The sequence below is a fragment of the Pseudomonas sp. UC 17F4 genome, assembly GCF_900101695.1.
Taxonomy (GTDB): Bacteria; Pseudomonadota; Gammaproteobacteria; order Pseudomonadales; family Pseudomonadaceae; genus Aquipseudomonas.
In genome coordinates this window covers 2,247,869-2,268,624 of sequence record NZ_FNKV01000001.1, presented here as the reverse complement: position 1 = coordinate 2,268,624, position 20,756 = coordinate 2,247,869, and the positions used below count along the sequence as shown (strand labels likewise).

At 57.5% G+C, this 20,756-nt stretch carries 17 protein-coding genes; all 17 read right to left on the bottom strand.

The features are described 5' to 3' along the window. Positions 1-22 precede the first annotated feature (22 nt). The 17 genes from BLR26_RS10485 to gyrA all read right to left on the bottom strand — a co-directional run bounded on the left by BLR26_RS10485 (position 23) and on the right by gyrA (position 20,631). Positions 23-1,426, bottom strand: a complete 1,404-nt coding sequence (locus BLR26_RS10485) for a mannose-1-phosphate guanylyltransferase/mannose-6-phosphate isomerase (protein WP_045195362.1) — start codon at positions 1,424-1,426, stop codon at positions 23-25. Next, positions 1,423-2,472, bottom strand: a complete 1,050-nt coding sequence (locus BLR26_RS10480) for an EpsG family protein (protein ID WP_045195365.1) — start codon at positions 2,470-2,472, stop codon at positions 1,423-1,425. Before BLR26_RS10480 ends, BLR26_RS10485 begins: the two co-directional genes overlap by 4 nt. A gap of 69 nt (positions 2,473-2,541) precedes the next feature. Further along, positions 2,542-3,009 carry a GDP-mannose mannosyl hydrolase gene (locus BLR26_RS10475; RefSeq protein WP_045195367.1) on the bottom strand — a complete coding sequence of 156 codons (468 nt, stop codon included), beginning with the start codon at positions 3,007-3,009 and terminating at the stop codon, positions 2,542-2,544. Next, positions 3,009-3,974 (bottom strand): GDP-L-fucose synthase, encoded by a 966-nt coding sequence (locus BLR26_RS10470; RefSeq protein WP_093380434.1) that lies wholly within the window; start codon positions 3,972-3,974, stop codon positions 3,009-3,011. Before BLR26_RS10470 ends, BLR26_RS10475 begins: the two co-directional genes overlap by 1 nt. 2 nt (positions 3,975-3,976) lie before the next feature. Continuing rightward, the gene (gmd, locus tag BLR26_RS10465) at positions 3,977-5,098 is read right to left on the bottom strand and encodes a GDP-mannose 4,6-dehydratase (RefSeq protein WP_045195372.1); all 1,122 of its coding nucleotides are present in this window, start codon (positions 5,096-5,098) and stop codon (positions 3,977-3,979) included. 15 nt (positions 5,099-5,113) lie between these two features. Continuing rightward, positions 5,114-6,448, bottom strand: coding sequence for a glycosyltransferase (locus BLR26_RS10460; RefSeq protein WP_093380431.1), 1,335 nt, complete (start codon positions 6,446-6,448; stop codon positions 5,114-5,116). After that, positions 6,445-7,698 (bottom strand): O-antigen translocase, encoded by a 1,254-nt coding sequence (locus tag BLR26_RS10455; RefSeq protein ID WP_093380428.1) that lies wholly within the window; start codon positions 7,696-7,698, stop codon positions 6,445-6,447. Before BLR26_RS10455 ends, BLR26_RS10460 begins: the two co-directional genes overlap by 4 nt. Continuing rightward, positions 7,695-8,834: a dTDP-4-amino-4,6-dideoxygalactose transaminase gene (gene rffA / locus BLR26_RS10450; protein ID WP_093380425.1), complete on the bottom strand. Its 1,140-nt coding sequence runs from the start codon at positions 8,832-8,834 to the stop codon at positions 7,695-7,697. Before rffA ends, BLR26_RS10455 begins: the two co-directional genes overlap by 4 nt. A gap of 135 nt (positions 8,835-8,969) precedes the next feature. Beyond that, the gene (locus tag BLR26_RS10445; RefSeq protein WP_093380422.1) at positions 8,970-10,022 is read right to left on the bottom strand and encodes an LPS O-antigen chain length determinant protein WzzB; all 1,053 of its coding nucleotides are present in this window, start codon (positions 10,020-10,022) and stop codon (positions 8,970-8,972) included. Positions 10,023-10,130: 108 nt separating this feature from the next. Beyond that, positions 10,131-10,373, bottom strand: a complete 243-nt coding sequence (locus BLR26_RS10440; protein WP_045195379.1) for a lipopolysaccharide assembly protein LapA domain-containing protein — start codon at positions 10,371-10,373, stop codon at positions 10,131-10,133. A 20-nt stretch (positions 10,374-10,393) separates the two neighbouring features. Continuing rightward, a complete protein-coding gene (gene ihfB, locus BLR26_RS10435; RefSeq protein ID WP_045195381.1) occupies positions 10,394-10,690 on the bottom strand; it encodes an integration host factor subunit beta in 297 nt (98 codons plus the stop codon). A 245-nt stretch (positions 10,691-10,935) separates the two neighbouring features. Next, positions 10,936-12,615, bottom strand: a complete 1,680-nt coding sequence (rpsA, locus tag BLR26_RS10430) for a 30S ribosomal protein S1 (RefSeq protein WP_045195383.1) — start codon at positions 12,613-12,615, stop codon at positions 10,936-10,938. A 125-nt stretch (positions 12,616-12,740) separates the two neighbouring features. Next, positions 12,741-13,427, bottom strand: a complete 687-nt coding sequence (gene cmk / locus BLR26_RS10425) for a (d)CMP kinase (protein WP_093380420.1) — start codon at positions 13,425-13,427, stop codon at positions 12,741-12,743. Continuing rightward, entirely contained in the window at positions 13,424-15,664 is a 2,241-nt protein-coding gene (locus BLR26_RS10420) for a bifunctional prephenate dehydrogenase/3-phosphoshikimate 1-carboxyvinyltransferase (RefSeq protein ID WP_045195387.1), read from the bottom strand. The genes cmk and BLR26_RS10420 overlap by 4 nt, the downstream gene beginning before the upstream one ends. Before the next feature lie 43 nt (positions 15,665-15,707). Beyond that, a complete protein-coding gene (pheA, locus tag BLR26_RS10415; protein ID WP_093380418.1) occupies positions 15,708-16,802 on the bottom strand; it encodes a prephenate dehydratase in 1,095 nt (364 codons plus the stop codon). Beyond that, positions 16,802-17,887 (bottom strand): 3-phosphoserine/phosphohydroxythreonine transaminase, encoded by a 1,086-nt coding sequence (gene serC / locus BLR26_RS10410; RefSeq protein ID WP_093387365.1) that lies wholly within the window; start codon positions 17,885-17,887, stop codon positions 16,802-16,804. The genes pheA and serC overlap by 1 nt, the downstream gene beginning before the upstream one ends. Before the next feature lie 101 nt (positions 17,888-17,988). Continuing rightward, positions 17,989-20,631 carry a DNA gyrase subunit A gene (gyrA, locus tag BLR26_RS10405; RefSeq protein ID WP_093380415.1) on the bottom strand — a complete coding sequence of 881 codons (2,643 nt, stop codon included), beginning with the start codon at positions 20,629-20,631 and terminating at the stop codon, positions 17,989-17,991. Positions 20,632-20,756 lie beyond the last annotated feature (125 nt).

Here is a 20,756-nt window from a genome sequence, read left to right as displayed (position 1 = left end):
ACTTTCAACCGCAACCCCTCGCTTACGCCCGCCCGTAGATATCTTCGAAACGAACAATGTCGTCTTCACCCAGATAGGAACCCGATTGCACCTCGATCAGCTCGAGGGGCACTTTTCCTGGGTTCTCCAGGGCATGCACCTGACCGATAGGAATATAGGTCGACTGGTTTTCGGTCACCAGATAGGTTTCCTTGCCATTGGTGACCTTCGCCGTACCGCTGACCACGATCCAGTGCTCGGCACGGTGATGATGCATCTGCACCGACAGCTTGGCGCCCGGCTTTACAGTGATACGCTTGACCTGGTAGCGATGCCCCTGGTCTATGGCCTCGTAGCTACCCCACGGGCGATACACTTCGCTGTTGCAATGAAACTCCTGGCGCTGCTGGGCCTTGAGGTTCTCAACGATTTTCTTGACCCCCTGGACCTTGTCCTTGTGCGCTACCAGCAGAGCATCCTTGGTCTCAACGATGATCAGGTCGCGGACCCCTACGGCAGCCACCAGGCGGCTGGTCGACTTGATGTAGCTGTGCTCCACTTCATCAGCCATGACATCGCCGCTGACGACGTTGCCACTTTCATCCTTCTGGCCAACATCCCACAAGGCGGACCAGGAACCGATATCGTTCCAGCCGGCATTCATTGGCACTACTACCGCATCGGCAGTCTTTTCCATGACGGCGTAGTCGATGGAGTCGCTCGGGCAGCGTGCAAAGGCCTCGGCACCGACGCGGGTGAAATGCAGATCACGGGAACTTTGCTCCAGGGCTTCGGCGCAACAAGCATGGATCTGCGGAGCAAACGCCTTGACCTCGTCAAGCAGACGGCTTGCCTTGAACAGAAACATACCGCTGTTCCACAGGAACTTCTTGCTGGCCAGATAGCGTTGGGCGGTGGCCAGGTCAGGCTTTTCGACAAACCGTGCAATCGCATACCCAGAACCCACGGCCGGCCCCTGTTCGATATAGCCGTAGCCGGTTTCCGGAGACAGCGGCTGGATGCCGAAGGTGACTAGCTTGCCTGCCTGAGCCAGCGGCAATGCGCTGCGAACGCACTGCTGGAAAACTTCGGCATCACTGATCAAATGATCTGCCGCCAGTACCAACAGGAGCGGATCCTGACCGTCCTGTACGGCCTTCAGGGCAGCAAGCGTAATAGCAGCGGCGGTGTTGCGCGCCACAGGCTCGAGAAGTAGCTCGCAATCATCGAAACCCAACTGGCGCATCTGTTCCGCGGCAACGAAACGATGGGCTTCGTTGCAGATGATTTGCGGCTTCAGATCGGTAAGACCGGACAGGCGCTCGACCGTCACCTGGAGCATGGTGTGCTCATCTGCCAATGACAGGAATTGCTTCGGGTTGAGCTCACGGGACATTGGCCACAAACGCGACCCGGAGCCGCCAGCCATCACAATAGGTAAAATCATAAGCCACCCAGGACCGAAGTATACGGTTGCACAAAGCCTAGGACTTGCAACACATAGATGATTTGGAATGTTGATACTGCGAGCATCCCTGCAGCGCCGACAACGCGACCAAACAGAATGGCGTACGCAAGCAGCGAGAATACCATGAAATGATTGAAAATATCCGATATCCGGTAGGCCACAACCTGGGCATCGTGCAACGCCAGCAAGATCAGCAAGCCACTTAGATGGAGGATCACCGAGTAAGCAATAAAGGGCTGTTGGCGCTGTATACGAGCAAACATAAAGACCAACGGCGATAACAGCGCAAAATGAAATATCGCCCGAAAAAAGTTGATCGAACCACCCTGACCACTAAGAATATTATTAATATAAAAGTCGAGCCTAGGGTTCTCCAGCAGCGACAAGAGCTGTAAAAACCCTTTAAGCACACTGATGTCCAGCAAGTAGAGTGCAAACAGCGCGCAGCAACACAAATATATATAAAATACCGTACGCACCCCGGCTGCGCGGAGCAACATAAAGGGCAGAAACAGAATGGCCGAATAATGAAATAACACGGCCCCACACAAGACCGCCAGACTTTTCGACCACTGCCCATTAAACACCAGGTAAGCTGAACACATTACCAAGCCGGTGGCCACACCGATACGAATCTGCGTGAAGTCCTGCAGCAAGAAGAAGTAAGACAGGTAAATTGCAACACTCAACCAACGATACGGTGTTGCCCGCTCCATCACATAAAATTTGCTACCGACGCCCAAAACCGCGTAAAAAACAAACAGCAGTATCGCTGAACCCGTCAGTAGCGAAGACAGCTTCGCCAGAACGAAAAAAGTTGGCTCGACAAAAAACGGCCCAAATTCACCAGAAACAATACCTGCATAATAATCAAGGTAGTTCCCGTGATCGTCCGATACCCCGGGCGCCTGGAAGGCACACATGGCAATCAGCAAGGCGGCCAAGCCCCAGTAGCAAAGCTTGCGCTTGCCACCCAGCAACGAGAGTAGCGCCGAAACCATGAAAGGCAGATAGTAGAAAAGCATACGACGCAACCCTAGACAGAACCCCGAGCGACCATGTGAAACAGAGCAACTGCCCGCTTCGCTTAACCCTCAGCCCTGATCGAAATAGTCCAAGACATGCTGATGCACGCGCAACGAAGTTGTGCGCACGTCGACCCAGCGATATTCAGCATGCTGTTCACGTGGCAGGCTTTCAAGTGCCGAATCTGCCAGTAACAGGGTATAGGCGAGTACCACATAGTGAGTGCCCGAATCGTGCTCATCTGCCGAAAAGTAACTATCGCGGTAGAAGTGTTCGTACACACCGCGAAACGTCGCGCTCGCCATTAACAGTTGCACCCCGAGCTCGGAGTGACTGATGCGGCGAAACGCCTGTTCCAGTGACTCGTTCTTGCGCACCCGCCCCCCGGGGGTAAACCAGTATCCCTGGGCGGGACGATTCAAACGCTCGCCCAGAAGCACTTGCCCGTGCTCATTCAACACGAGCAGGTCAATCGCTATCAGAGGCGTATGCATGACGACTGTGCGGAATGCATCCGCCTGCAGATAGCCGGCCATTAGCGTCTGGCCGAACTTTCGTGATCGACAAACCACTGATAGGCATCGACCAGGCCATCTTCGAGACTGATAGAGGCCTGCCAGCCGAGGTTCTTCAAACGAGAGACGTCCAGCAGCTTTCTTGGCGTGCCATCAGGCTTGCTGGCATCAAAGCCAAGACGCCCCTGATAACCGGTCACTCGACAAATGGTTTCAGCCAGCTCACGAATAGTGCAGTCGACGCCTGTCCCCACGTTAATGTGTGACAAGGTCGGCTGGGTATGCTGCTGATACACCTGCGACTCCATGTTCATGACATGCAGGCAGGCCGCCGCCATATCATCTACGTGCAGAAACTCGCGCATCGGTGTGCCGCTGCCCCAGATGACCACCTCCTGGTCACCCCGCACCTTGGCCTCATGAAAACGACGAATCAGCGCCGGAATCACATGGCTGTTTTGCGGATGATAGTTGTCATGAGGACCGTACAGGTTGGTCGGCATGACACTGCGGTAATCCACCCCATACTGGCGGTTGTAACTTTCACACAGCTTGATACCGGCAATCTTGGCGATGGCGTAAGGCTCGTTGGTAGGCTCCAGTACGCCAGTCAACAACGCTCGCTCTTCAATTGGTTGCTCAGCGAACTTTGGATAGATACACGAAGACCCGAGAAACAGCAGCTTTTTTACGCCGCTGGCGTACGCGCCCTGAATGATGTTGGCCTCAATCATCAGGTTTTCATAAATGAACTGAGCTGGGTATTCATTGTTGGCATGAATACCCCCTACCTTGGCCGCTGCCAGGTAAACCTGATCGATCTGCTGCTCGGCAAAGAACGCACTGACCTGGCGCTGATCCAGCAGGTCGAGCTCTTCCCGGGTTCGCGTAACGATGTTGGTGTAGCCCTGCTGCTTCAATGCACGCATCAATGCCGAGCCGACCATACCGCGGTCACCGGCAACGAAAACCGTTTCTTTGCTCACGATTAACGCTCCACCGCTACATGCACGTCATGACCATGGGACTTGAGCAGCGCGTGGCGCTGGGCCACCTTGAGATCTTCGCTGACCATTTCCGCACACATTTCCTGAACGGTAATTTCCGGCACCCAGCCCAGCTTCTCTTTTGCCTTGGCTGGATCGCCCAGCAAAGTTTCTACTTCCGCAGGACGGAAGTAGCGCGGGTCGACACGCACAATGACATCGCCAACCTTCAGCGCTGGCGCCTTGTCACCTTCGATGGCGGAAACGATCGCAACCTCATCAACACCCGTGCCTTCGAAGCGCAACGAGACACCCAACTCCGCTGCTGACCACTCGACGAACTGGCGAACCGAGTACTGCACACCCGTAGCAATGACGAAATCATCAGCAACTTCCTGCTGCAGCATCATCCACTGCATGCGAACGTAGTCCTTGGCATGCCCCCAGTCACGCAGCGCGTCCATGTTGCCCAGGTACAGGCAATCTTCCAGCCCCTGACTGATATTGGCCAAGGCACGGGTAATCTTGCGGGTCACGAAAGTCTCGCCGCGACGCGGCGACTCGTGGTTGAAGAGAATACCGTTACAGGCATACATACCGTAGGCTTCACGGTAGTTGACCGTGATCCAGTAGGCATACATCTTCGCCACCGCATAGGGCGAACGCGGATAGAACGGCGTGGTTTCACGCTGCGGCGTCTCTTGGACGAGGCCATACAGCTCAGAGGTCGACGCCTGATAGAAGCGGGTTTTCTTTTCCAGGCCGAGCAAGCGAATGGCTTCGAGAATCCGCAGGGTACCCAAGGCATCGACATCCGCGGTGTACTCAGGCGACTCAAAACTTACCGCAACATGAGACTGGGCGCCCAGGTTGTAGACCTCATCAGGCTGAACTTCCTTGATGATGCGGGTCAAGTTGGAAGCGTCGGAAAGATCACCGTAGTGCAAAACGAAATTTTGATTGGCAACATGTGGATCCTGATAGATATGGTCCACACGCTGGGTATTGAATGAAGAAGCCCGGCGCTTGATTCCGTGAACTTCGTAACCTTTTTCCAGCAGCAATTCGGCGAGATAAGAACCGTCTTGCCCGGTAACGCCAGTAATTAAAGCTTTCTTTTTCATTTCAATTATCCAGTTCTATATTTCAGCCGAAATCAAATCAGAAACCCTGTCAGCCCAGTGCAGATGGCTGAACACACGCGCTGCGCGCTCGTGAATGACGCCGGGTTGCTCGAGATCAGGCGCTTGCGCCCGGTAAACACTGAGGATACGTACTGCCATTTGCCGGACATCAAGCCGGTCGACGATAAAACCATTGCGACCTTCTTCCACGAGCTCCGTGGCGATGCCGACATCAAATGCCACTACGGGTACGCCACACATTAGCGCTTCCCCTACCATCATAGGGCCAGCATCTTCGATTGACGTACTGACAAACAGATCAGCCTTACGATAAAGCGCCGCCAACGCGGCATCGCCTTGACAGTAGTCGAATTGGATCACTTTAACACGCTCAAGACCCAGATGAGAGAAGCGATCCGGCGCCAGGCACAGGAGACCAATCTCCTCCCCCGCGAGCAACTGCTGCTCCAGACAGACGAGCACTTGGGAGAGGTATTCAAAACCCTTGCGCGGGTCGTCAGCATCATTGGCATTGGTAAGCATCCGGAACTGCACCGAACGCTCCGGAGCACGCTGCGCCAGTTCTGGCTTGAACAGGTCGGCGTCCAGCGGCAGCGACAACAGCTGATGGTCAGCATATTGAATGGCAGAGCGCTTTCCGGCCTCATGAATGCGCTGGCTACCCGACAATAATGTCGCCTTCATCTGCAGAATATTCACCGACTTGGCGCGCAACTGATAAGCCGCATAATTTTTCTGGCGCTGATCGAGCGCCGGACAATCAGAGCAATCGACCTGGAAACCCGTGCACTGCCAGTAGTAGTGGCAGCCACCGGTCAGGTGCGCCATGTCCATTGAGGTGTAATACACCTTGCAACCAGTTTTTCTCTGGATCTGCAGGACATCGAAGCTGTTGGCAAAGCCCGCAACCCAGTGCACAAAGAGCACATCTGCCGAGGTAATACGCTGAACCAGCTCGGGATTGATGCCTTGAACCGCGGACTCGCCGACAGAAAAGAACAGGTACTTTCTTTTTGCCGAAAATCGCTCGCGAGCGGCAAAGTGGGCCCGCACCCTGGAGAACACTTTTGATGGCAAGTGCTTCCTGGCAAACGCCTTGATACGGACCTTGAACAGTTCGCTCACCACCCGCGTTACCGCCGGCACGGTATGGGACGATCGGGATTCAGCCACAAACAATTGCGAGTCGTGCCCGGCTGCCAGCAAGGACGCGTGAAAGCGCAAAGCCGCACTGCCGGCACCACCAAAATCATTGGTAGACAAGTGAATGACCCTGGCACTGAACGCTTGCTGCGCCCGCTCGGACGCACCGGTTTCCTTGAGACTCAACGCTGCTTCCTCATATAAACCCGCAAACCGATCAAGCAAATAACGAAGTACAGGATATAAGTAACAACGTATGCTTGCATAACACTTTCAACGCCCACCTGAGCGCGACTCATCAGCCAGGCACCCAACAAAAACAAACCGCCCTGGAGCACCTCGGCAATAATATATAACTTCGTTGCCGCCTTCGCCACGGCGATAAAACCGATTACATAGGCCGATATTTTGAAAAAGTCCCCCAGCAACTGATAAATAATCAGGTCGGCCAGCGGGCTAAACTCTTCGGAAAAAATAAGCTTTATGAAGAACGTTCGCCCCAGGTACAGCGTCCCCGCACCAAGGACAAAAATAGCCTGAACCAGATACAGGTGCCGGAGTGTCATCTTCACCACGACAGTACTGTCCTGTTCAGGGGAAATCCGTGGCACAAAATAGAAGGCCAGGAACATGGTAAAGAAACCCAGGTACGCCGCAGAAAAGCGAATCGCCGCCTGCCAGATCCCCGCATCGTGATAGCCCACCTGGGAAATCAACATGCTGCGCACAGTGATTTCTACCAGCGGGAATGCCAGCGTGCTGACCACCAGCATTGTGGTATAGGCAAACAATTGCCGGAACGACAGCCCATCAATCTTGAATAGGCGAATCCGCCCCCAAAAAGGTGAGCGACGGTAAAAGTACAGTGCTGGTAGCGCGCACAAGGATGAAGCCAGAACGATGGAAACCCCGGCCCCATACTCCAGATAACGGGAGATACAGAACCATAACAAAGGGACCGCCAAGACGTTGCCAAGAATCTGGCTGTAGGCGAAAACGTGGGTTACACGCAAGCCATTGGTGACACCGAAAACAACATTTGCAAACGCCAGTGCCAACTGGGCAATGGCCAGCAGAATGATGATCGACTGATAGTCATCGACACCAAATACAAACAGTGAAAGCGGCCGTGAAAGCACTATCCCCGCAATACAAACCAACAGGGAGAATAACAGGGCATAGGTGACCGCAGCCGAAATGAAACGCAGCAGTTTCCTGGGCGTCTGGTGGTACTCAGAACAGTACTTGACCAACGCATTGATGATGCCGCCTCCGGAAAGAATCGTCAGCACACTGACAACACTCATCAGGTGCCCGAGCTTACCCACGCCCTCCGGACCAAGATAAACAGCCATGACCTTAAGAAGGATGAAGCCCATGAGCACTTTCGATGCATGGGCGCCACCCGTGAACAGGGCTGAACGGACAGCACTCATTGAATTGAACTCAGCCCCTCGAGCGCTGCATCAATGACGGTAGCCACCATGGCATCAGTCATGTTGAACCAGACCGGAAGGCGAACCAGTCGTTCACTGTCACGAGTCGTTACTACGTCGTCACCGACAAACCTGCCGAACTGCTGGCCTGCAGGGCTGGCATGCAGAGGGATATAGTGGAATGGCGTCAAGATTTCGCGCTGACGCATATGGCTGATGAACTTCGCACGCTGGTCGAGCGACTGGAGTTTCAGGTAGTACATATGGCCATTGTGCTCGCAGCCCTCCGGAACCTGGGGACGCTGAACCAGCCCATGCAATTCCGAAGCCGCAAAGGCCTGGTGATACATATCCCAGATTTGCAGTCGACGGGCATTGATCTCTTTCGATTTTTCCAACTGTGCATAGAGGTAAGCAGCCTGCAACTCACCCGGCAAGAAACTTGAGCCAATGTCACGCCACGTGTACTTGTCGACCTGCCCACGAAAGAACTGCGAGCGGTTCGTACCTTTCTCACGAATGACTTCTGCACGCAAAACAAAGCGCTCGTCATTAATCAGCAGCAAGCCCCCCTCACCACCGCTGGTATAGTTCTTGGTCTCGTGAAAGCTGTAAGCCGCCAAATGCCCAATGGTGCCCAGCGGCCGTCCTTTGTAGGTCGACATCATGCCTTGAGCCGCATCTTCGACAACGAACAGGCCGTGCTTCTCGGCAATGGCCATCAACGTGTCCATTTCGCAGGCAACACCGGCATAGTGCACAGGAACGATCGCTTTTGTTCGTTCGGTAATCGCCTGTTCAACCAAGGTTTCGTCGATATTCATGGTGTCAGCCCGAACATCAACAAAGACAATTTTGGCACCGCGCAAAACAAAGGCGTTGGCGGTACTGACAAAGGTATAGCTTGGCATGATGACTTCATCGCCAGGGCCAATATCCAGAAGCAGTGCTGCCATTTCGAGCGCCTGGGTACAGGACGGCGTTAACAACGTGCGCAAGCAAGCAAAGCTTGTCTCAAACCACTGTTGGCAGCGTTGACTAAACTCGCCATCTCCGGACATTTTATCGCTGCGCATCGCCGCAATAACGTACTGATCTTCCGCACCGGTGTAAGGTGGTTTGTTGAACGGAATCATGCTACACCCTCGAAAATTCGCTTTCAGGCCGCCTTGCTGCACGATAGCAAAGCGGGCCTCACGATAAAACAGAGCCTGCCCCGGAAACACCAAAAGCGGCGCCGCCGCTTTTGGAGTCATGACCGAGCACTTTAATTATTGCGGTCGAACCGGCCGCCGGCGCATCGCTGCCGCCAACAGGACATAGCCTACACCCAGGAGCAATCCAGCCAGCGCAGCCATGGCCAGCACCACAGATTTTCTTGGCTTGATCGGGGCGTCAGGCTGTTCTATAGGACCGTCGATGCGAAAAACCGCTACACTCTCAGGGTTGACTTCAACACTCATATAGAACGCATACCGGGCCTGCAGGTCACGCAAACGGGTAATGAACGGATCGTCAGACCTGCGCTGCTCGAGGTTCTGAATCTCCGCCTCCAGCGCCTTGGTACCACGCATGTAGCTCAAGTGCCCATCCATACCCGCAGACACTTCGGTAGACAAATTCCCACTGATAATCGGCGGCTCTTTCAAACCAATTGCACGCGCAACATTCAGCGCCTCGCGCAACTGAACAATAAGGTCCTCGCGCACCTTCTGCCCACCTTCGCGCAAACGATCAATCTGTTGAGCCAGATTCCTCGCGCGAACTTCTGCTTCGCGGGTGACGTTCTTTATCATCTCTTCACGAGCCGAATCACCGGCGCGCATAACGTAAGTCTTGGCCCAGGCGACCACACGCTGTGGATCCTCGCCTTGCACTGTCAACGAATAGCGATCAGGGGAGTCTTTTCCACTGGGTGAAATCACCAACTCACGAGAAAATTTTTCGTAAAGTCGAGTTTGCGAACCCGCACGCTCTGACTCGCTGAGCGATGGCAGATAAAACTCTTCAAAAAAACTACGGCGCAACGATTCTGCTTGAAGATCACGCAAAAAAACCTCGTACACATCCTTGACCGAGTACGGTTTCAGCTCAGCCTCGGCAGTACGACCGTAGTTGAAATCGGCGATACCATTCTGGGTCGGCGGAATGACAAAAACCCGGGCTTCATAAACAGGCTTGGCGATGAACAGATAAATCACAGCTGCCAGGACGGCGAGGAACATGACTGACAAGATAATCAGTTTTTTCGCCCAAAGGCTTCCAAGTAACTCAAGCACGTCCAACTCTGGATCTAACCGATTACTCTCGGGGGTGTTGCGCATTTATAATTCAGTCCTTATCAGGTTTCGCTGCGCTCTTATCGTTGAGCGTTTTTACATCTATAACAGCCACGCCCTTGCCATTGGCAATCGCCAAGCAGGCTACGAAAATCAAACTTTAGCTCGCCCCCGCCCTTCTTTGCCAAGCAATCGGCCGGCCAGCACCAACAAGGGGCCCACAGCCAGACCAACCAGCAATGCGATAAGTACAAATACAGCCAACGGCAGGGAAGGCAGTGTCCAGGCCATGAAATGCAATGACGCCGGCTGCTGATTATCCAGCACAAAAATCAGCACCATCGCTGCTAGCAGCAAAAGAAATACGACCAAAATCAACCGCTTGAAGTTCCGCACGGAGGCTTCCTTTTATCCGATTAGTGTTCTTGGGACTCTTCCTCATTCACCCGATCCCGCAGCTCCTTCCCCGGCTTGAAGTGTGGCACAAACTTGCCATCCAGGCTGACGGACTGACCGGTTTTTGGGTTGCGACCTACGCGGGGGGCACGATAGTGCAGGGAGAAGCTGCCAAAGCCGCGGATTTCGATGCGGTCGCCAGTGGCCAGGCACTGGGACATTTGCTCAAGCATGGTCTTGATGGCCAGCTCGACATCCTTGGATGAGAGCAGCCCTTGATGGGTGACAATACGTTCGATCAGCTCCGACTTCGTCATATTTTTCCCTTCTTTATCAAGCAGCTAGATCATTGCTCCGTTGTTTTTAGCATGACCTGAGGGATTTGAACAGGGCGGTTCTTGACTTAATCGGATTTTGAAGAAATACGCCTTGGCGTAATGGATGATAGCTGTTTGCCATTGATTACGCCGAAGCTCACTGGCGTAAGGGTTTCAGCCGCAAGCAAGAATCGCAGGCATAAAAAAGGGCGACCGAAGTCGCCCTTTTTTAACACCAGCAGAACTTAGTTCTGTTTGGCCATTGCCTGACGCAGCAGCGCAGCCATGGTGGTGTCAGCAGCAGCTTCCGGAGCGGATTCTTTCAGGCTCTGGATAGCTTCTTTCTCTTCAGCGTCGTCTTTCGACTTGATCGACAGCTGGATGACGCGCGATTTGCGGTCAACGCTGATGATCTTCGCTTCGATCTCTTCGCCTTCCTTCAGGACGTTACGCGCGTCTTCAACGCGGTCACGGCTGATTTCGGAAGCTTTCAGAGTGGCTTCGATGTCGTCGGCCAGGGTGATGATGGCGCCTTTGGCGTCAACTTCTTTTACAACACCCTTGACGATTGCACCCTTGTCGTTGCTAGCAACGTACTCGGAGAACGGATCGCTTTCCAGCTGCTTGATACCCAGCGAGATGCGCTCGCGCTCTGGGTCAACCGACAGGATGACGGTGTCCAGCTCGTCGCCCTTCTTGAAGCGACGTACGGCTTCTTCGCCGACTTCGTTCCAGGAGATGTCCGACAGGTGAACCAGGCCGTCGATGCCGCCGTCCAGACCAATGAAGATACCGAAATCGGTGATCGACTTGATGGTGCCGGAGATCTTGTCGCCCTTGTTGAACTGGCCAGAGAAGTCTTCCCATGGGTTGGACTTGCACTGTTTGATGCCCAGGGAGATACGACGACGCTCTTCGTCGATGTCCAGAACCATGACTTCCACTTCGTCGCCGACTTGTACGACTTTCGAAGGATGGATGTTCTTGTTGGTCCAGTCCATTTCGGAAACGTGTACCAGGCCTTCCACGCCTTCTTCCAGCTCTGCGAAGCAGCCGTAGTCGGTCAGGTTGGTAACACGCGCCATGACGCGGGTGCTTTCTGGGTAACGAGCCTTGATAGCAACCCATGGGTCTTCACCCAGTTGCTTCAGACCCAGGGATACACGATTGCGCTCGCGATCGTACTTCAGAACCTTGACATCGATCTCGTCGCCAACGTTGACGATTTCCGATGGGTGCTTGATACGTTTCCAAGCCATGTCGGTGATGTGCAGCAGGCCATCAACGCCGCCCAGGTCAACGAATGCGCCGTAGTCGGTGAGGTTCTTGACGATACCTTTGACTTGCTGGCCTTCCTGCAGGGATTCCAGCAGAGCTTCGCGCTCGGCGCTGTTCTCGGCTTCCAGGACGCTGCGACGGGAAACGACAACGTTGTTGCGCTTCTGGTCCAGTTTGATGACCTTGAATTCCAGCTCTTTGCCTTCCAGGTGGGTGGTGTCGCGCACTGGGCGGACATCAACCAGGGAACCAGGCAGGAACGCACGGATACCGTTAACGTCGACAGTGAAGCCGCCTTTAACCTTACCGTTGATAACGCCCTTGACCACTTCTTCGGCGGCGAAAGCTGCTTCCAGAACAATCCAGCACTCGGCGCGCTTGGCTTTTTCACGGGACAGTTTGGTTTCGCCAAAGCCGTCTTCGACCGCGTCCAGCGCAACGTGAACTTCGTCACCGACCTTGATGGTCAGCTCGCCAGCTTCGTTGTAGAACTGCTCGAGCGGGATGACGCCCTCGGACTTCAGGCCAGCGTGTACGGTAACCCAGTCGCCGTCGATGTCGACAACGATACCGGTGATGATCGCACCCGGCTGAAGATTGAGGGTTTTCAGGCTTTCTTCAAAGAGTTCTGCAAAGCTTTCGCTCATTTTAATTCCTGTAGATTAGGGCGGGACATACGCCCATCAGCCACATTCCAGACAATGTGGGTTTCGTTCATATAAAGGAAAGCCGACAGGACGTTGACTGGTGCCCCTGCCTGCTCTCCTGGTCATCAGGCGATATCGCGCAGGGCGATCTCGCTCTTGATGCGTTGCAACACCTGCTCGATGGACAACTCCGTGGAATCCAGCTGGATCGCATCGGCCGCCGGCTTGAGCGGGGCCACTGCGCGCTGGGTGTCGCGCTCATCGCGCGCACGAATCTCATCTAGCAGACTCGACAGACTAACATCTTCGCCCTTGCCCTTCAACTGCAAGTAACGACGGCGGGCACGCTCCTCGGCGCTGGCGGTCAGAAAAACCTTCAGAGGCGCATTCGGGAACACCACGGTGCCCATGTCGCGGCCGTCGGCAATCAGCCCCGGCGCTTCCTGGAACGCCCGCTGGCGCTGCAGCAAGGCTTCACGCACCGCCGGCAGCGAGGCGACCATGGAAGCACCGGCACCCACGGTTTCGGTACGGATGACATTGCTGACATCCTCACCTTCGAGAATGATCTGCTGCAGCTTGCCCGGCTCGGCGGCGATGAACTGCACATCCAGATGTGCGGCCAGGGCCTTGAGCAATTCTTCGTTGGTCAGGTCGACACCGTGGTTGTTGGCGTTGAAGGCCAGCAAGCGGTACAGCGCGCCGGAATCCAGCAGCTTCCAGCCCAGCTCGCGGGCCAGCAGGCCGGCGACGGTGCCCTTGCCCGAGCCGCTTGGCCCGTCAATGGTGATGACCGGTGCGTTGGAATTCACGACTTGCCCTCTTCTGCCACACGGATGCCGACTTCGGCGCACAGGGCGAGGAAGTTCGGGAACGAGGTCGCGACGTTGGCACAATCATGGATGCGGATCGGCGCGGTGGCGCGCAACGAGGCCACACTGAAGGCCATGGAGATGCGATGGTCGCCATGACCGTGCACTTCGCCGCCGCCGATCACGCCGCCGTCGATGATAATGCCGTCCGGGGTTGGCTCGCACTTTACGCCCAGGGCCAGCAGGCCGTCGGCCATGACCTGGATGCGATCGGATTCCTTGACCCGCAGCTCTTCGGCACCGCGCAGCACGGTACGGCCTTGGGCGCAGGCCGCGGCGACGAACAGCACCGGGAACTCGTCGATGGCCAGCGGTACCAGGTGCTCGGGGATCTCGATACCTTTGAGTTTAGCCCCGCGTACGCGCAGGTCAGCCACCGGCTCACCGCCGACTTCACGCTGGTTTTCCAGGGTGATGTCGCCGCCCATCAGGCGCAGGATATCGATGACGCCGGTACGGGTCGGGTTGATGCCGACGTGCTCGAGCAGCAGTTCAGAGCCTTCGGCAATCGATGCAGCCACCAGGAAGAACGCCGCCGAGGAAATATCCGCCGGCACTTCGATATGAGTTGCCGTCAGCTTGCCGCCAGATTCCAGCGAAGCCGTAGGACCCTCAACGTCAACGCTGTAGCCAAAGCCACGGAGCATGCGCTCGGTGTGGTCGCGGGTTGGCGCAGGCTCGGTAACCGTGGTCTTGCCTTGGGCGTACAGGCCGGCCAGCAGCAGGCAGGATTTGACCTGGGCACTGGCCATCGGCAGCGTGTAGGTCAGGGCCTTGAGGGTGTGGCCACCACGGATGGTCATCGGCGGACGACCTTCGGCGGCAGTTTCGATCACCGCGCCCATTTCCCGCAGCGGGTTGGCCACGCGATTCATCGGCCGCTTGGACAGCGAGGCATCGCCGGTCAGCACGGTGTCGAACGGCTGCGCCGCCAGCAGGCCGGAGAGCAGACGCATGGAGGTACCGGAGTTACCCAGGTAGATCGGGCCCGGTGGCGGCTTCAGGCCATTGAGGCCGACACCATGGATAGTCACACGGCCATGGTGCGGTCCTTCAATGACCACACCCATGTCGCGGAAGGCCTGCAAGGTTGCCAGGGCGTCTTCGCCCTCGAGGAAACCTTCCACTTCGGTGGTGCCTTCGGCCAGGGAGCCGAGCATGATCGAGCGATGGGAAATCGATTTGTCACCTGGTACACGAATACGGCCAGACACGCGGCCACCAGGATTTGCCAGGAAAATCAGGTCGTTGGAGTTCATAGCGTCCACATAGGCCCGGCGGGCCAGGATTTTACTGAAATGCTCGCGGGCAACACGGGCGCGCGTGAAGACGCCCAGCAGTTGATGCCCATCCCCTGCATCGACCGCGTCGCGCAAGGCGTCGAGGTCGCTGCGAAATGTATCCAGCGTGCGCAGGACAGCCTCGCGATTGGCGAGAAAGATGTCGTGCCACATGACCGGGTCGCTTCCGGCGATTCTCGTGAAATCGCGGAAACCTCCGGCAGCGTAACGGAAGATATCGAGGTTTTCATTGCGCTTGGCCAGGGAATCGACCAGGCCGAAGGCCAGCAGGTGCGGCAAGTGGCTGGTCGCGGCCAGGACTTCGTCGTGACGCTCGACCTGCATGTGCTCGACATCGGCCTCAAGCGCACGCCAGAGCTGATCGACCAGCGCCAGCGCGGCCGGCTCGGTTTCAGCCAGCGGCGTGAGAATGACTTTGTGGCGGCGGAACAGCGAAGCATTGGAAGCCTCCACCCCGCTCTGCTCGGAGCCGGCAATCGGATGCCCGGGTACAAAACGCGGCAATCGCGCACCGAGGGCCTCGCGGGCGGCGCGCACGACATTACCCTTGGCACTGCCGACGTCGGTCAGCACCGCCTGGCCGAGATCCAGTTGAGCCAGGCGCGCGAGGAGCTTTTCCATGGCCAGGATCGGCACGGCCAGCTGAATGACATCAGCGCCGACGCAGGCGGCAGCGAGGTCTTCTTCGCAGCGGTCGACCACGCCCAGCTCCACCGCCAGCTTGCGCGACTGCGGATCGAGGTCGACACCGACCACTTCGCGGCACAGACCGCTTTCACGCAAGCCCTTGGCGAAAGACCCGCCAATCAGGCCCAACCCGACCACCACCAGCCGGCCGATGATCGGCCCAGGCTTGTTTACCACGACTTCAACCACGGAGCTGGACCCTGTTCAAAACTGCATGCACGCCATTCATACCTCAGAGTACCGCTTTAGGGTAGGAACCCAGCACCTTCAGGGCCACGGCTTCCTGACTGATCTGCTCGAGCACGGCCTTGATCAGCGGATCGCGGTGGTGGCCGACGAAATCGATGAAGAACACGTAGGTCCATTTGCCGCTGCGCGACGGACGGGTCTCGATACGAGTGAGGTCAATACCATTCTCGTGGAACGGCACCAACAGCTCGTGCAAGGCACCCGGCTTGTTGCTCATGGAGACGATGATCGAGGTCTTGTCGTCGCCGGTCGGCGGCACTTCCTGGTTACCAATCATCAGAAAGCGCGTGGAGTTGTCCGGACGGTCTTCGATCTTCTCGGCCAGGCGCGTAAGGCCGTACAGGCCAGCCGCCATGTCGCCGGCAATGGCCGCCGAGTTCCACTCACCCTTGACCCGCTTGGCCGCTTCGGCGTTGCTCGACACCGCCACGCGCTCGACATTCGGGTAATGGGCATCCAGCCACTTGCGGCACTGGGCCAGCGACTGGGCGTGGGAGTAGATGCGGCTGATGCTGTCGGTCTTGGTGTTCTCACCCACCAGCAGGTGGTGGTGAATACGCAGCTCGACTTCGCCGCAGATCACCATGTCGTGCTCGAGGAAGCTGTCGAGGGTGTGATTGACCGCACCCTCGGTGGAGTTCTCCACCGGCACCACGCCGAAGTTGACGGCGCCGGCCGCCACTTCGCGGAACACTTCGTCGATGGCTGCCATCGGCTTGCTGATCACCGCATGGCCGAAATGCTTCATCGCCGCAGCCTGGGTGAAGGTCCCCTCAGGGCCGAGGTAGGCGACCTTCAGCGGTTGCTCCAGGGCCAGGCACGAAGACATGATTTCGCGGAACAACCGCGCCATCTCTTCGTTGCCCAGTGGCCCCTGGTTGCGCTGCATGACGCGCTTGAGCACCTGCGCCTCACGCTCGGGACGGTAGAACACCGGCGTCTCGCCTTCGGCCAGGGTCGCGGTTTTGACCCGCGCCACTTCCTGCGCGCAGCGAGCACGGTCACTGATCAGCTCGAGGATCTTCTCGTCGAGGCTGTCAATGCGCACCCGCAGCGCCTTGAGTTCCTGCTCCGACATCAGCCGTGCTCCTTCTCGAATTCAGCCATGTAGCCAACCAGCGCTTCGACCGCGTCCAGGCCCAGGGCGTTGTAGATCGAGGCACGCATGCCACCGACCGAACGGTGCCCCTTGAGGTTGAGCAAGCCACGGGCGTCGGCACCGGCGAGGAAAGCCTTGTCCAGGCGCTCGTCGGCCAGGCGGAACGGCACGTTCATCCACGAACGGGCGTTGACGCTGATCGGGTTGGTGTAGAAGTCGCTGTTGTCGATGAAGCCGTACAGGCGGTCTTTCTTGGCCCGGTTGCGCTGCTCCATGGCCTCGACGCCGCCCTGCTCTTTCAGCCACTCGAAGACCAGCCCCGACAGGTACCAGGAATAGGTTGCCGGGGTGTTGTACATCGAGCCGTTGTCGGCCGCGACCTTATAGTCGAGCATGGTCGGGCAACTGCTGCGGGCGCGGCCGAGCAGGTCTTCACGGACAATCACCACCACCAGGCCGCTCGGGCCGATGTTCTTCTGGGCGCCAGCGTAGATCAGGCCGAAGTTGGAGACGTCGATCGGACGCGAGAGAATGTCCGAAGACATGTCGACCACCAACGGCACGTCACCGGTCTGCGGCACCCAGTCGAACTCCAGACCACCGATGGTCTCGTTCGAGGCGTAGTGCACGTAGGCGGCGTTGTCGCTCAGGTTCCATTCGTTCTGACCGGGGATGGCCAGGTAGTCGTAGGCCTTGGCACTGGCAGCAACGTTGATGTTGCCGTAGCGGCGGGCTTCTTCGATGGCTTTTTTCGACCAGATACCGGTTTCGATATAGTCGGCGGTGCCGTCTTCAGGCAGCAGGTTGAGCGGAATCTCGGCGAACTGCTGGCTCGCACCGCCCTGCAGGAACAGCACCTTGTAATTGGAAGGAATGGACATCAGGTCGCGCAGATCCTGCTCGGCCTTCTCGGCAATGGCCACGTAGTCGTCGCTACGGTGACTCATCTCCATCACCGACAGGCCTTTGCCACGCCAGTTCAGCATTTCAGCCTGGGCGCGCTGCAGTACAGCGTCAGGGAGCGCAGCAGGGCCTGCGCAGAAGTTAAAGGCTCGTTTGCTCACATCCACTCTCGCTCTGCTCTTGATGTCCGCAGGAGCCGGTCGGGCAGCGAGCCGTGCCCGACTGCCGCGACCTCCCCCACCAGGATTGCGCTACTAATAGGTTATTCCGGCTGTGCCTCTTCGTCGGCAACGGCATCGGCCTGTGGCGCCGCATCGGCGTCCACTTCGGTGCCATCCACGTCGGCGTCGAAGTCCTCGTCACCTTCCTCTTCGGATGGCTCCTGGACCCGCTCCAGACCCACCAGGGTCTCGTCGCTGGCCAGTTTGATGAGGGTCACACCCTGGGTATTACGGCCCAGGCTGGAGACTTCACCGACACGGGTACGGACCAGGGTGCCCTGGTCGGAAATCAGCATGATTTCTTCGCCGTCGAGCACCTGCACAGCCCCGACCAGACGGCCGTTACGCTCGTTGCTGACCATGGCGATTACGCCCTGACCGCCACGCTTGTACTCCGGGAACTCGCTAATGGCAGTACGTTTGCCGTAGCCGCGCTCGGAGGCGGTAAGGATCTGGCTGCCTTCTTCCGGGATGATCATGGAGATCAGCTTCTGCCCTTCGGCCAGACGCATGCCGCGTACACCGCGGGCAGTACGGCCCATGGCGCGAACGTCGGACTCCTTGAAGCGGGTCACCTTGCCGGCGTCGGAGAACAGCATGACCTCACGCTCGCCATCGGTGATGGCCGCGGAAATCAGTACGTCGCCTTCGTCCAGCTCCAGGGCGATCAGGCCGACACTGCGCTGGCGGCTGAAGGATTCCAGCGGGGTCTTCTTCACGGTGCCGTTGGCGGTGGCCATGAAGATGAAGTGACCTTCGGTGTATTCCTCGACCGGCAGCATGGTCGAAATGTACTCGCCCTCATCCAGCGGCAGCAGGTTGACCAGCGGTCGACCGCGCGCGGCACGGGAGGCTTCGGGGATTTCATAGGTCTTGAGCCAGTACACCTTGCCCTTGCTGGAGAACAGTAGCAGGGTGGTGTGGCTGTTGGCGACCAGCAGGTGCGAGATGTAGTCCTCGTCCTTGACGCCGGTAGCCGACTTGCCTTTACCACCGCGACGCTGGGCTTGGTAGGCGGCCAGTGGCTGGGTCTTGGCGTAGCCGCCATGGGAGATGGTCACGACCCGGTCTTCTTCCGGAATCATGTCACCCAGGGTCAGGTCCAGACGCGCATCGAGGATCTCGGTACGGCGCACGTCGCCGTACTCGGCGCGGATCAGCTCCAGCTCTTCACGGATCACTTCCATCAGGCGCTCGGCGCTGTTGAGGATGCGGATCAGCTCGCCGATCTGGTTGAGGATCTCCTGATACTCGGCCAGCAGCTTCTCGTGCTCCAGGCCTGTCAGGCGGTGCAGGCGCAGGTCGAGAATGGCCTGGGCCTGTTCCGGCGACAGGAAGTACTTGCCATCGCGCAGACCGAACTGCGGATCAAGGTTCTCCGGACGGCAGGAGTCGGCGCCGGCGCGCTCGACCATGACCTGCACGGCACTGGATTCCCACGGCGTGCTGATCAGCGCTTCCTTGGCCTCGGAAGGCGTTGGCGAAGCCTTGATCAGGGCGATCACCGGATCGATGTTGGACAGGGCAACCGCCTGGCCTTCAAGGATGTGCCCGCGCTCACGCGCCTTGCGCAGTTCGAACACGGTACGGCGGGTAACCACTTCGCGGCGGTGGCGAACGAAGGCCTCGAGCAGCTCCTTGAGGTTCAGCACCCGTGGACGGCCGTCGATCAGCGCTACCACGTTGATGCCGAAGACGCTCTGCAGCTGGGTCTGGGCGTAGAGATTGTTGAGGATCACCTCAGGCACTTCGCCACGACGCAGCTCGATGACGATACGCATACCGTCCTTGTCGGACTCGTCGCGCAGCTCGGTAATACCTTCGAGCTTCTTCTCCTTGACCAGCTCGGCGATCTTCTCGATCAGACGCGCCTTGTTCAGCTGGTACGGCAGCTCGGTGACGACGATCTGCTGGCGGCCACCGACCTTGTCGATGTCTTCGACCATCGAGCGGGCGCGCATGTAGATACGGCCACGGCCGGTGCGATAGGCCTCGATGATGCCCTGGCGACCGTTGATGATCGCCGCGGTCGGGAAGTCCGGGCCGGGGATGAACTGCATCAGTTCGTCGACAGTGATGTCGGCGTTGTCGATCAGCGCCAGGCAACCGTCGATGACTTCACCGAGGTTGTGCGGCGGAATGTTGGTCGCCATGCCCACGGCGATACCGCTGGAACCGTTGACCAGCAGGTTGGGGATCTTGGTCGGCATGACCGCCGGGATCTGCTCGGTACCGTCGTAGTTGGGTACCCAGTCGACCGTCTCTTTATGCAGGTCGGCCAGCAGCTCGTGGGCCAGCTTGGTCATGCGCACTTCGGTGTATCGCATGGCGGCGGCATTGTCGCCGTCGACCGAACCGAAGTTACCCTGGCCGTCGACCAGCAGGTAACGCAGCGAGAACGGCTGGGCCATACGTACGATGGTGTCGTAAACGGCGGTATCACCATGCGGGTGGTACTTACCGATCACGTCACCGACCACACGGGCGGATTTCTTGTACGGTTTGTTCCAGTCGTTACCCAGTTCGCTCATCGCATACAGAACGCGGCGATGCACGGGCTTCAAGCCATCACGCGCATCGGGCAGTGCACGCCCGACAATGACGCTCATCGCGTAGTCGAGGTAGGACTGTCTCAGCTCGTCTTCGATATTGACCGGGAGGATTTCTTTGGCCAGTTCGCCCATGAGAAGCCTGATTCCTTTTTCTGGTGAAACCTCGTCACATCCATATGGGACGAACGAAGCTCGCCGCTGCAAAGTGACTCCTTGCAACGACTTACGACAAATCAACGAGTTATGCCATGGATCTG

Coding starts and splice junctions, on each gene's coding strand:
- BLR26_RS10485 (WP_045195362.1), bottom strand. CDS start 1,426: ATGATTTTACCTATTGTGATGGCTGGCGGCTCCGGGTCGCGTTTGTGG.
- BLR26_RS10480 (WP_045195365.1), bottom strand. CDS start 2,472: ATGCTTTTCTACTATCTGCCTTTCATGGTTTCGGCGCTACTCTCGTTG.
- BLR26_RS10475 (WP_045195367.1), bottom strand. CDS start 3,009: ATGGCCGGCTATCTGCAGGCGGATGCATTCCGCACAGTCGTCATGCAT.
- gmd (WP_045195372.1), bottom strand. CDS start 5,098: ATGAAAAAGAAAGCTTTAATTACTGGCGTTACCGGGCAAGACGGTTCT.
- BLR26_RS10455 (WP_093380428.1), bottom strand. CDS start 7,698: ATGAGTGCTGTCCGTTCAGCCCTGTTCACGGGTGGCGCCCATGCATCG.
- rffA (WP_093380425.1), bottom strand. CDS start 8,834: ATGATTCCGTTCAACAAACCACCTTACACCGGTGCGGAAGATCAGTAC.
- BLR26_RS10445 (WP_093380422.1), bottom strand. CDS start 10,022: ATGCGCAACACCCCCGAGAGTAATCGGTTAGATCCAGAGTTGGACGTG.
- ihfB (WP_045195381.1), bottom strand. CDS start 10,690: ATGACGAAGTCGGAGCTGATCGAACGTATTGTCACCCATCAAGGGCTG.
- rpsA (WP_045195383.1), bottom strand. CDS start 12,615: ATGAGCGAAAGCTTTGCAGAACTCTTTGAAGAAAGCCTGAAAACCCTC.
- pheA (WP_093380418.1), bottom strand. CDS start 16,802: ATGTCGGAGCAGGAACTCAAGGCGCTGCGGGTGCGCATTGACAGCCTC.
- gyrA (WP_093380415.1), bottom strand. CDS start 20,631: ATGGGCGAACTGGCCAAAGAAATCCTCCCGGTCAATATCGAAGACGAG.